Here is a 13,160-nt window from a genome sequence, read left to right as displayed (position 1 = left end):
TTTAACCAATCTTTATGCCAATAAGTTCATCTTTGAAAATATTTTCATCCATAAGTTTTAATCTTTGAGACATTATTGGCTTAAAATCCATATGATCTAATATATCTTTTTCTAAATCTATTCCTGGAGCAATTTCTTCCAATACTAAACCTTCCTTAGTCAATCTAAATACTGCTCTTTCAGTAATGTATAAAACATTTTGACCTACACTTGATGCATATTCACCACTAAAAGTAATTTGTTCTACAACATTCAAAAATTTATTAAACTTTCCATCCTTTTCTATTGTCAAATTGCCATTTCCAACTTTAACCTTTAAACCACCAGCAGTAAAAGTTCCACAATATACAACCTTTTTAGCATTTTGAGTAATGTTAATAAAGCCTCCACAACCTGCAATTTTAGGCCCAAATTTGCTAACGTTTACATTGCCGACTTTATCACACTGAGCCAAGCCTAAGAAAGCTACATCCAATCCACCGCCATCATAGAAATCAAATTGACTTGCTTGATCCAATATACTCTCAGGATTCGTTGATGCACCAAAACTTAATCCTCCTGCAGGTACTCCACCTATCCCTCCAGCTTCTACAGTCAAAGTCATCTCATGCCCAATTCCTTCTTCATTTGCAACTATAGCAACTCCTTCTGGCACTCCAATTCCTAAATTAGTAACTGAATTAGGTACAAGTTCCATCGCAGCTCTTCTTGCTATTACTTTTCTTTCATCAAGAGGTAACGAATCAATTGAATTTACTGGCAATTTAACTTCTCCAGAGTAAGATGGATTATAAAATTCTCCAAAAGTCTGCATATGATTTTGAGGTTCTGCTACAACTATAGCATCAACATATACACCTGGAATTTTAACTTTCCTTGGATCTAAAGAACCCTTTGCAACAATTTTTTCAACTTGTATAATTACTATTCCACCTGAATTTTTGGCTGCTTGAGCCATGGATGTTCCATCAAGTATTGCAGCTTCTTTTTCTAAAGTTGCATTTCCATTTTCATCTGCATAAGTGGCTCTTAAAATTACTACATCTATAGGAAAAGCTTTGTATAATAGATATTCTTTATCTTCTATATTGACAACCTTTACTATATCTTCAGTAGTTACCTTATTAAGCTTACCACCTTCAATTCTTGGATCTACAAAAGTTTTTAAACCAACATGAGTGAGTGTACCTGGTTTTCCAGCTGCAATATCCCTATATAAATGCGATACAACTCCTTGAGGCAAGTTATATGCTTTAATTTTGTTATCTAGTGCTAATTTCTGAAGTTTTGGTGCTAACCCCCAGTGTCCTCCTATTACTTTACTTACCAATCCTTCATGTCCAAGATGATTTAACCCTTTATCTTGACTGTCACCCTGACCAGCTGCATAAACTAATGTTAAATTTTTAGGAGTTTGCCTTTCTAAATATCTTTTTTCTATTTCTAATGTAATTTCTTCTGGATGACCACATCCTATAAAACCTCCTATGGCAACAGTATCTCCTTCCTTTATCAAATCAATTGCCTGTTCTTTTGAAACAATCTTTGACTTCATATTTTATCTCCTTTCATACAATCTTTATTTTATATTCTTAATATAAAGCAACAATCATGCCAAATTCAAACCATTTTAATTTATTTTTAATTTTTGAAAACCTTTAAATATCAACTACTTCATGAATACTTATAGTCAAATTTAAATATAAAAAAAAAGCAAATTATATTCAATGTATATTTAATGTACACATATATGCTTTGCTTAGTATAATTGTGGAATTGTCTGAATTTTTTTTATGTATATATTTTTTACATGTTCATTTTTTTTACATTATTCTTCAAAAAAACTTATTACTATTTTGTGCCTTTATAAAAATAAACTTCTACGTATTCTTACATAGAAGTTTATTTAACTAACTTTCTAATTTATACTCTTCTAGCTTTTTATATAATCCAGCTCTACTTATACCAAGTAATTGAGCTGTTTTATTCTTATTCCAATTAGTTTTTTCTAAACATTCAGTAATAATTTCCTTTTCCACCTCTTCAACTATATCCTTTAAGTATTTTCCATCGCTAATATAGCGTTTAAACTTACATTTGGTCAATTTTTCCGGAAGGTGCTCCAATTTTATTATTAAATCTGAGTCCAATAAATTTATTGCCCTTTCAATAACATTTTCAAGTTCTCTAATATTTCCTGGCCAATCGTAATTAATTAGACATTGTAAAGCTTCTTTTGATATTCCTTCTACATATATTCCAAATCTTTTAGCAATTTTAATTCTTAAAGAATTTGCCAATATGGGAATATCGTCTTTTCTTTCTCTTAGTGGTGGTAAAACAATTTTCATGACATTAAGTCTATAATACAAATCTTCTCTAAACTTTCCTTCTTTCACGCTTTCTTCAAGATTTTTATTAGTAGCAGCAATAATTCTAACATCAATTTCTTTTAGAACATTACCTCCTACTCTTTCAATTTCTCTTTCTTGAATTGTTCTTAAAATCTTAACTTGCATATTCATAGGCATATCACCTATTTCATCTAAAAATATAGTTCCTCCATTTGCTAACTCAAACTTTCCTATTTTGCCACCTTTTTTAGCTCCAGTAAAAGCACCTTCCTCATAACCAAATAGCTCACCCTCTAATAAATCTGAAGGAATAGCAGCACAATTAACCTTAACAAATGGACCTAGCCATCTTTTACTTGTATTATGAATTGCATGAGCAAACAATTCTTTTCCAGTACCACTTTCACCTGTTATTAAAACATTTGAACTTGTATTTCCTACTCTTTTTGTTAAAGCTTTTAACTTATTAATTTTATCGGATTCTCCTATAATATTTTTAATAGAGTATTTTGCTTTTCTCTCTTTTCCTAGTTGATTTTTATAAAATTCTACTTCCTTTTCTAAGCTATTTAGTTTCTTACTCAATGTATGAAAATCACCAATATCTTTAAATATCACCTTTCCTACTGCTCCAATAACCTTACCATCCTTTTTCAATGGCACACGCATTGCAACCATCTTATTTCCATTTATCTCTTGTACATCACCTATTTCTAAATTTCCAGTTTGTATTACTTTATACATTCTTGTATTTTCTATTACATCTTCTACGAATTTTCCCTCAGAATTGCTACAACCTAGAAACTCTTTATATGATTCACTCATCATTGTAATAATACCATTTCCGTCTATTACAACTATACATTCATTAAGAGTTTCAAGTATTGTATCTAAAATGTCTATATATACCCTATCCTCAGTTAACTCCTTTTGCATCTTTTTATGATCAGTTACATCTCTAAAAATAGCTATTACACCTTCAACTTTTTCATCTATAATTACTGGAATTCTATTTGTTATAAATTCTCTCCCACTTGCTAGAAATTTTTGTGATAATTCAATTTTTCCCATTTCTAAAATTCTAATGAGATTCGTTTCAGGTATAACCTCTTCCACATGTTTCCCAATATCTTTCTCAGCATTAATTCCAAGAGAACATTCTGCCATTTTATTAATAACAATTAAAAGTCCATTATTATCAATTGCTATTACAGCTTCATCTATATTTTCAATTACTGCTTCAAAGCATTTTTGTAAAAACATAAATTTTCCTCCTAAATTAAATTATAGCTTGAAATAACCACCTAAACAGAGATACATAATGCCATTTTATATTAAATGATTCATTTACTAAAACATCTGTTAAGTGGTTATTTTTATAGATTATCTACTAATAATAACTTTCCTATATTAAATTATATATAATTATTTGTATAATCACAAATAATTTTTATCTTAAGCTATTATATCATCATTACAATTTCAATGTAAACAATAACATTACTTTGTCATCTTAGAAAAATATCATCTAAAATAAAAATTTCTAGTATGTACTTTGATAAAAGATTTAGCTCTATTAACAAGTAATTTGAACCATTCATAAAAAAAACATAATAATATTATAAATAAAAATTTTATAATATTACTATGTTTTTATTATTTATATTAACATTGAAAAAAGGGAATTTTTTAATGTATATTATATATATTAATTGTTATTTATTATTTTAATTTGATCTATAAGCTCAGGTATTATCTTTTTATAATCTCCTACCAATCCGATATCAGCTACTTTCATAATTGCTGCATCTGCATCTCTATTTATAGCTATAATGTAATCACTATCCTGCATTCCAGCCAAATGTTGTATTGCTCCTGATATACCACATGCTATATAAAGATTTGGTCTTACTGTTTTTCCAGTTTGTCCAACTTGATATGCTTTATCCAACCATCCATTTTCTATAGCTGCTCTTGATCCTGCTACTGTTCCATCTAAAACACTTGCAAGCTCTTTTAACATTTCAAAGCCTTCTTTGCTTCCTATTCCTCTTCCACCTGAAACTATTACTTTAGCTTCTCCAATATCTACTACATCTTTAGCTGATTTAATAACTTCTATTACTTTTGTTCTAATATCATCTTCAACTATATCTGCATTAATTTTTTCAATTTTCCCAGTTCTTGACACATCTTTTTGTAATTTTTCAAATACTCCTGGTCTTACTGTTGACATTTGTGGTCTATTAGCTGCACATTCTATTGTTGCCATTAAATTTCCACCAAATGCTGGTCTTGTCATTTGAAGATGTCTCGTTTCTGAATCTATATCAAGCCCTGTACAATCTGCTGTAAGTCCTGTTGATAATCTTGCAGCTATTCTTGGTCCTAAATCTCTTCCTATAAATGTAGCTCCAACCAATAGTGCTTCTGGTTTTAACTTTTTTACTAAATCGTATATAACTTTAGTATATCCATCTGTTGTAAAGTGTTTCAAAAGCTTACTGTCTGCATATAAAACTGTATCTGCTCCATAAGCTACTAATTCTTTAGCTATATCATCTATATCACTTCCAAGTAAAATTGCAGTTAACTCTACTCCTAGTTTATCAGCTAGTTCTCTACCTTTTCCTAATAATTCTAATGACACTTTTTGAAGTTTTCCATCTCTTTGTTCAGCAAATACCCATACACCTTTATAATCTGCTATATTCATTGTAATTACCTCCTAAATTCTTTATACGGGACTTCTAGCAATTTACTATACATAAAATCAAAATTGGACACCTGCTTAAATATAATGTTTCATTTTTAACTTTGAAACTGCATGTGCTGCTGCTTCTTTTGGTTGTAAAATTACTATTTCACCTTGTCCTTTTGGTTCTTTTGTTGACGATCTTTTAACTTTTGTTGGTGATCCAGACAATCCAAGAAGACTTTTATCTACATCTATATCATTTGCACTCCATATTTTTATTTCTTTCTTAACCGCTTCAAATATATTTGCCATATGCATATATCTAGGACTATTTAACTCTTTTATAGCTGTTAAAAGTACTGGTGTCTTAACACTTACTACTTCATAACCATCTTCCCATGCTCTTTGAACTTTCAACGAATCTTCTTCTACACTTACTTTTTCTACATAAGTAATTTGTGGAATTCCTAAGTGTTCAGCTATTTCTGGTCCTACTTGAGCTGTATCTCCATCTATAGCTTGTCTTCCTGCAAATATTATGTCATAATCTAACTTTCTTAATGTTCCAGCTAATGCATTTGATGTAGCTAATGTATCCGCTCCTGCAAATGCTCTATCCGAAATAAGTATTGCTTCATCAGCTCCCATTGCTATAGCTTCTCTCAATGCTGCTTCTGCTTGTGGTGGTCCCATACTTATTACAGTAACTTTTGCACCTACATTTTCTTTCAATACCAAAGCTTCTTCTAATGCATTTTTGTCATCTGGATTTATTATTGATGGAACACCTTCTCTTACAAGAGTTCCTGTTTTCGGATCTATCTTAACTTCTGTTGTATCTGGAACCTGTTTTAAACAAACTACTATATTCATTTCTATACCACTCCTATCTTAATAAACTACCAGCTATGACCATTTTTTGAACTTCTGAAGTTCCTTCATATATTTCAGTTATTTTAGCATCTCTCATCATTCTTTCAACTGGATAATCCTTTGTATAACCGTATCCTCCTAAGATTTGAACTGCTTTTGTTGTTACATACATAGCAGTTTCAGCTGCATAAAGTTTCGCTTCTGCTGCATCTATGGTATATGGCATATCAGATTGTTTTTTCCATGCAGCCTTAAATACAAGATAATGAGCAGCTTCTACTCTAACTTTCATATCAGCAATATACCATTGTAATCCTTGAAATGCAGAAATAGGCTTTCCAAATTGCTTTCTTTCTTTCATATAAGCTACTGCAGCATCTAAAGCTCCTTCAGCTATACCTAAAGCTTGAGCTGCGATACCAATTCTTCCTCCATCTAGAGTTTTCATTGCTATTCCAAATCCTTTTCCTTCTTTTCCAAGTAAATTTTCCTTAGGTACCTTAACGTCTTCAAATATAAGTTCTGTAGTTGAAGATGCTCTTATACCCAGCTTATCTTCTACTTTACCTATTGAAAAACCAGGCATTCCTTTTTCAATTACAAATGCTGATATACCTTTAGTTCCTTTGCTTCTATCAGTCATTGCAAATACTACAAAAGTTTCAGCAACTCCTCCATTAGTTATAAATATTTTTGAACCATTCAATATATAGTGATCTCCTTCAAGTACAGCTGTACTTTGTTGTCCTGCAGCATCTGTTCCTGCATTTGGCTCAGTTAATCCAAATGCACCTATTTTCTTTCCACTTAATAGGTCTGGCAAAAATTTGTTTTTTTGATCTTCTGTTCCAAACGCATATATTGGCCAACAGCAAAGAGATGTATGACCTGATAAAATAACAGATGATGTAGCACAAGCTTTTGCTAATTCTTCTACTGCTATTATATAACTTATATAATCAGTGCCTGATCCACCATATTCCTTTGGAAATGGCATACCCATCACACCGTATTTTGACATTTTTTCAACTGTTTCCATTGGGTATCTTTCTGTCTCATCAATTTCTGTAGCTATTGGTTCAACTTCATTTTTTACAAATTCACTGATCATCTGTTTTACTAATTGCTGTTCTTTTGTTAGTCCAAATTCCATAATTGATCCTCCTTTTATTTAAGTAAAAATTTAATAAGATTTTTTTATTAATAACTTTATATAATTAAAATTACTATGCTACTTGCTTTTTAGGTGGCATAACTAATGCTTCTCCATCAATAACTACTTTGCCAGCTTGATTTGTACACACAGTTTTTAATTTAACTCTATTCTTTTCTACATTCATTTCTATAACTTCTACTTCTGCCTTTATTGTATCTCCAATATGAACTGGTGCTGTAAATTTAACCTGTTGACCCATGTATATAGTTCCTGGTCCTGGAAGATACATTCCTAAACAAGTAGAAATAAGTCCTGTTACTAATATTCCATGCGCTATTCTTCCCTTAAACATTGTTTGTTCTGAAGCAACTTGATTTATATGAGCTGGATTCAAATCTCCAGTAATTCCAGCAAAAAGGTATACATCTGTTTCAGATATAGTTTTTTCAACAAAAACTTTATCTCCTAATTTTATTTCATCAATACTTAAACCTTGCATAATATTTTCCTCCTCTATAGTATATTTTTCCAACAAAGTCTATACATTAAAGTTTTAATGATGTAATTTGTTAAATGGTTATTGGTCCACAGCTTTTAAAAGTCTACAGCCTTGTAACCCTTTAAATATATAGCTAAATTATAATTTTTTATAAATTATAATTTATTCTATCTTTCAATAATGATTGCTGTTCCTTGACCTCCACCTATACATAAAGTTGCAAGACCCCTATTAGAATTTCTTTTTATCATTTCATGTATAAGTGTAACTAATATTCTAGCTCCCGAGGCTCCTATCGGATGTCCCATAGCTATAGCTCCACCATTTACATTTACTTTATTCATATCAAATTCTAAGTCCTTAGCCACTGCTAAACATTGAGAAGCAAAAGCTTCGTTTGCTTCCACTAGATCTAAATCGTTTACTGATAAATCTGCTCTTTCTAAAGCTTCTTTAGTTGATGCTACTGGACCATATCCCATAATTGATGGATCTATTCCCTTACTACCAAAAGAAACAATTTTAGCTAATGGTTTTATTTCTAATTCTTTTGCTCTTTCAGCACTCATTATAACAAACGCTGCTGCTCCATCATTTATACCTGAAGCATTACCTGCAGTTACTGTTCCATCTTTCTTAAATGCTGGTTTTAGTTTATTTAATCCTTCAATTGTTGTTCCAAACCTTGGAAACTCATCAGTATCAAATATTTTAGGTTCTCCTTTTTTTTGAGGTATTGATACTGGCACTATTTCATCTTTAAATCTTCCTTCTTTAATAGCTTTTTCTGCCTTTAATTGTGATTGTAAAGCGAATTCATCCTGCATTTTTCTAGTTATTCCCCATTTTTCTGCTACATTTTCTGCTGTTATTCCCATATGATATCCATTAAAAGCATCCCAAAGTCCATCTGTAATCATTTCATCAATTAATTTTCCATCGCCCATTCTTTGTCCCCATCTTGCATTGTTTAATAAATATGGAGCTCTAGACATATTTTCCATTCCACCAGCAATTACGATATCATTATAACCTGATATTACCATTTGAAATGCTAAACTAACTGCTCTTAATCCTGAACCACAAACCTTATTTATGCTAAATGATGGTACCTCTACTGGTATACCTGATTTTACTGAGGCTTGTCTTGCAGTATTTTGTCCAAGCCCTGCTTGAAGCACATTTCCCATAACTACTTCATCAACCATTTCTGGTTTTATACCTGCTCTATTTATTGCTTCTTTAATTACTATAGCTCCTAAATCAACTGCTGAGATATCTTTTAAACTTCCACCAAAAGAACCTATAGCTGTTCTAACTGCGCTTGCTATAACTACTTCTCTCATTATTAAACCTCCAATTAATTTTCAATTAGTACTTATAATATTAAAATTCAAGAAATTTTTAATAACTTATTTATTATAATTGTGGAATCCAATGCCACTTTTTCTTCCCAAATATCCAGCTCTGATCATTTTTCTTAATAAAGGATGAGGTCTATATTTTGAATCACCAAATTCTGAATATAATACTTCCATAATAGCTAAACAAACATCATTACCTATCAAATCAGCTAAGGCTAAAGGTCCTATTGGATGATTTGCTCCTAATTTCATTGCTAAATCAATATCTTCAGCAGTTGCAACATTATCTGCTAAAATTCCTATTGCCTCATTTATCATTGGTATAAGTATTCTATTAACAACAAAACCTGGAGCTTCTTCAACTTGTACGGCATCTTTTTTTAATTTTTTAGCTATTTCAATTATAGTATTATTAGTTTCTTCAGAAGTGGCAATTCCTTTTATGACTTCCACCAATTTCATTACTGGAACTGGATTGAAAAAATGCATTCCTATAACTTTATCTGGTCTCTTTGTAGCACTTCCTACATCCGTTATTGACAAAGATGATGTATTTGTTGCAAGTATAGCCTCTGGCTTACATATTACATCTAATTCAGCAAATATTTTTTTCTTAATTTCCATATTTTCAATAGCAGCTTCTACAACCAAATCTACTTCCTTTGCCAAATTCATGTCTGTTGTAGGTTTTATTCTACCAAGAATTTGATTTTTTTCCTCTTCTGAAAGCTTTCCTTTTTGAACACTTTTTTCCAAATTCTTAGCGATTGTTTCAACACCTCTTTGAACAAATCTTTCTTCAATATCTCTCATTATTACTTCATATCCTGATTGAGCAAATGTCTGAACTATTCCTGCTCCCATTGTTCCTGCTCCTAAAACAAATACTTTCATATCGATACCTCCCTGTATACCTTTTAAATAATATTAAACTTATTACCTATATAGTTAACGCTTTTTTATTGTATATTTACTTATTTATTCTTAAAATTTGCTTCTCGTTTTTCTAAAAATGCTGACATACCTTCCTTTTGATCCTCTGTTGCAAAACATAAACCAAACAAATCTTTCTCAATTGACATTCCTGTTTCTATATCACTTTCAATTCCTCTATTTATAGATGTTTTTGAATACCTTACTGCTAATTGAGCTTTTGAAACAATATTTTCTGCTAAACTTATAGCTTCAAGCATTAAATGATCATGTTCTACAACTTTATTTACTAACCCTAACTTTTCTGCTTCAACAGCATTAATTAAATTACTAGTGAATATTAATTCTTTAGCTTTTCCTATTCCAATAAGCCGTGAAAGTCTTTGAGTTCCAGCAAAACCAGGAATAATTCCAAGTCCAACTTCTGGTTGTCCAAACTTTGCCTTTTCTGAAGCTATTCGTATATCACAACTCATAGCCAATTCACAACCACCACCAAGTGCAAATCCATTAACAGCTGCAATGATGGGCTTTTCCATAAGTTCTATTTTTCTAAATACTTTTAAACCTAATTCTGCAAATTTTCTACTTTCTTCTGGTGTCTTATCTTTCATTTCTAATATATCTGCACCAGCTACAAAAGCTTTTCCATAACCAGTTATTATTACTACGTAGATGTCTTTATCTTCCTCAATTTCATTTAATACCTTATCAAGTTCATTTAACACATTACTGTTTAAAGCATTAAGTACACGAGGTCTATTAAAACTCAAAGTAGCAATATGACCTTGTTTCTCTAAAACAACGTTTTCATACCCCATCTTATCCCTCCTCACTTAAATTATTAGCAAGAAGCATACCAAACGCACTTATTTTTTTATAACCTTTAAAATTCATATTACTATAACTACAATTCTTATTTACCCGATAATTTTTACTGTATAATATTTTTACACTTCTTCTTCAATTGAGCTTTGTTCTTATAATATGGTCAAATGCAGATTGTTTATATATTTTACATGTATATAATATTTACACTTTTTATAATTATTTTTTAACTAAGTTAAATTATTTTCTATTAAACACATTATATTGTATTTAAAATTTTGAAAATTAATTAGGTAACTATATACAAATATATAAATTGATAGTATTATACGTAATATAGGAATAAACTTTCCCTTCTCAAATTTCATATACAACGTTCCCCAATAAAATATAAATCCTATAATAAAATAATGATGAAAAGAGGAATGTTGATGACTATACAAAAAAAATTACCATTGTTTTTAGCTATACTAGTAACAATTTCTTTAATTGTTACCAGTCTATTTGTTTATTTTTTCACTTCAAAAATGCTAAAAAATGAAGCTCTAAACAAAGTTACAATTAATTGTAACTTAGGCACTGACGATATCAATTCACTTATAGTTTCTGAGAAAAAAGAAGTTGAACTATTATCACAGCAAAAGGATATAGTAGATATATCCAAAAGTAGAAAATCAAATTCAGACGATTCTTTTTTTTCTACTTATATAAATCATAAGTCATTCACAATTTTAAAAAATAGGGCTAGCACATTAAAAAATCATGAACATTTATTTGTAATAGATTTAAATGGTGAAATATTTGCTGACAGTAATACCTCATCATTAAAATTAGATTTAAAAAGCAGAAAATATTTTCAAGATGCACTAAAAGACAAAGCATCTATAAGCGATACTATAATATCTAAAGCTAATGGAAAAAGTATTATAGTTTTTGTTTATCCTGTTAAAGATGATTTTGGAAACGTTATCGCCGTTATGGCAGACTCAGTATATACAGATTATTTCACAGATAAACTCAAAAATATAAAAATAGGCAATACAGGATATGCATATTTAGTAGATAAATCTGGATTAGTGTTATCTCATCCACTAAAAGAAAAAATAAATAAAAAAATAGAAAATTCTAAAATTCTACAAGTTGTATCAAGAATTAATAAAGGTGAAACAATTAAATTAGATACTGGATGCTATAATATCAATGGTATAACAGAACTTATGTCTTATAATTTGGTTCCAGAAGTAGATTGGGTATTTGCAGTAACGCAAAATGCCACTGAAGCAAATTCAGCAGCAAATCTATTACTTAAAATTATATTAGCTGCCACTGCTGTATCCGCAATGATATCTATTTTTTTAGGCTATGTTGTTTCAAAAAAAATTACTTTGCCTATAAATGAATTAATGGGTTTAATGGATAAAGCAGCAAATGGTGATATAACTGTAATTTCACATTTTCACTCTAAAGATGAATTAGGAAATTTGAGTGCTAATTTTAATAAAATGATAAGTAATATAAAATCACTAATTATAGATATTGATGAAGCAATTTTAATTGTAATAAATGGTGCGGAACTATTAACTAAAGTTTCAAAAGAAAATGTTGAATCCATTTCTCAAGTATCCTTTGAAATAGAAAACATAGCAAAAGGAGCTAACCATCAAGCAAAAGAGACTGATTATACTTACACTTTATTTGAAAAATTTGGAAAATTAATTGACACTGCTTCAATAATGAATTTAAAAATAAATGAATATTCTTCCTCGATAAAAGAATCCAATAATAATGGTAAAGCTATTGTCAAAGATTTACAAGAAAAAAATAATGCTCAAAGCAAGCTTAGTAATAACTTAACTTACGCAATTGAAAACTTAGATAAAAAATCTTTAAATATTAAAGATATAACAAATACTATCTCTGATATAGCAGAACAAACAAATTTGCTTTCACTTAATGCAGCAATCGAAGCTGCTAAATCTGGTAAACAAGGAAATGGGTTTGCAGTTGTTGCAGATGAAATAAAAAAATTAGCAAGTCAATCAAAAAGTGCAGCTGAAGAAATATCATTTATAATTGGAGAAATACAAAACCAGATGCATTATTCCGTAAATACAGCTAAAAGTGTAGAACTTGCTATTGATAAACAAACAATTGCTGTATCAAATACTGAAAAAGCCTTTGATACTATATCTGAAAAAATATGTAACATAGCAAGCAAAATTGATGAATCTAGTAAATTGTTTTCTGAACTTAAAAACAATAAAAATGTAATGCTTAATTCAGTTCAAAATATATCATCCATTTGTGAAAAAACAGCAGCTTCATCAGAAGAAGTGTCAGCTTCCACAGAACAGCAGACTGCTTCCATGGAATCTATATCTGTAGAATCCGAAAATTTAAAAAACCAAATTATTAAATTAAAGGAAACTTCTAAGTTATTTAAAATACGCTAAAT

The 13,160-nt window shown here is 30.0% G+C and carries 10 protein-coding genes; 1 reads left to right on the top strand and 9 read right to left on the bottom strand.

What is annotated here, in order from left to right; translation table 11 throughout:
• Window position 1 precedes the first annotated feature (1 nt).
• The 9 genes from Ccar_RS01440 to Ccar_RS01400 form a co-directional block, all read right to left on the bottom strand.
• Entirely contained in the window at window positions 2-1,555 is a 1,554-nt protein-coding gene (locus tag Ccar_RS01440) for an acyl CoA:acetate/3-ketoacid CoA transferase (protein ID WP_007064022.1), read from the bottom strand.
• Window positions 1,556-1,910: 355 nt separating this feature from the next.
• Entirely contained in the window at window positions 1,911-3,617 is a 1,707-nt protein-coding gene (locus Ccar_RS01435) for a sigma-54-dependent Fis family transcriptional regulator (protein ID WP_007064479.1), read from the bottom strand.
• A gap of 445 nt (window positions 3,618-4,062) precedes the next feature.
• A complete protein-coding gene (locus tag Ccar_RS01430; protein WP_034825722.1) occupies window positions 4,063-5,070 on the bottom strand; it encodes an electron transfer flavoprotein subunit alpha/FixB family protein in 1,008 nt (335 codons plus the stop codon).
• A 75-nt stretch (window positions 5,071-5,145) separates the two neighbouring features.
• Window positions 5,146-5,925 carry an electron transfer flavoprotein subunit beta/FixA family protein gene (locus tag Ccar_RS01425; protein WP_007060125.1) on the bottom strand — a complete coding sequence of 260 codons (780 nt, stop codon included), beginning with the start codon at window positions 5,923-5,925 and terminating at the stop codon, window positions 5,146-5,148.
• A gap of 13 nt (window positions 5,926-5,938) precedes the next feature.
• Window positions 5,939-7,078, bottom strand: coding sequence for an acyl-CoA dehydrogenase (locus tag Ccar_RS01420; protein WP_007060126.1), 1,140 nt, complete (start codon window positions 7,076-7,078; stop codon window positions 5,939-5,941).
• Between the two features lie 73 nt (window positions 7,079-7,151).
• Window positions 7,152-7,580 (bottom strand): MaoC family dehydratase, encoded by a 429-nt coding sequence (locus Ccar_RS01415; protein ID WP_007060127.1) that lies wholly within the window; start codon window positions 7,578-7,580, stop codon window positions 7,152-7,154.
• Between the two features lie 167 nt (window positions 7,581-7,747).
• Entirely contained in the window at window positions 7,748-8,926 is a 1,179-nt protein-coding gene (locus tag Ccar_RS01410) for an acetyl-CoA C-acetyltransferase (protein WP_007064480.1), read from the bottom strand.
• A 66-nt stretch (window positions 8,927-8,992) separates the two neighbouring features.
• Window positions 8,993-9,838 carry a 3-hydroxybutyryl-CoA dehydrogenase gene (locus tag Ccar_RS01405; protein ID WP_007060130.1) on the bottom strand — a complete coding sequence of 282 codons (846 nt, stop codon included), beginning with the start codon at window positions 9,836-9,838 and terminating at the stop codon, window positions 8,993-8,995.
• A gap of 80 nt (window positions 9,839-9,918) precedes the next feature.
• A complete protein-coding gene (locus Ccar_RS01400; protein ID WP_007060131.1) occupies window positions 9,919-10,698 on the bottom strand; it encodes a short-chain-enoyl-CoA hydratase in 780 nt (259 codons plus the stop codon).
• Between the two features lie 438 nt (window positions 10,699-11,136).
• Between Ccar_RS01400 and Ccar_RS01395 the strand changes: the two genes are divergently transcribed.
• Window positions 11,137-13,158: a methyl-accepting chemotaxis protein gene (locus Ccar_RS01395; RefSeq protein ID WP_034825727.1), complete on the top strand. Its 2,022-nt coding sequence runs from the start codon at window positions 11,137-11,139 to the stop codon at window positions 13,156-13,158.
• The last annotated feature ends 2 nt before the right edge of the window (window positions 13,159-13,160 follow it).

It is taken from the genome of Clostridium carboxidivorans P7, from assembly GCF_001038625.1.
GTDB lineage: Bacteria > Bacillota > Clostridia > Clostridiales > Clostridiaceae > Clostridium_AM > Clostridium_AM carboxidivorans.
This window is presented reverse-complemented; position numbering and strand designations above follow the sequence as displayed.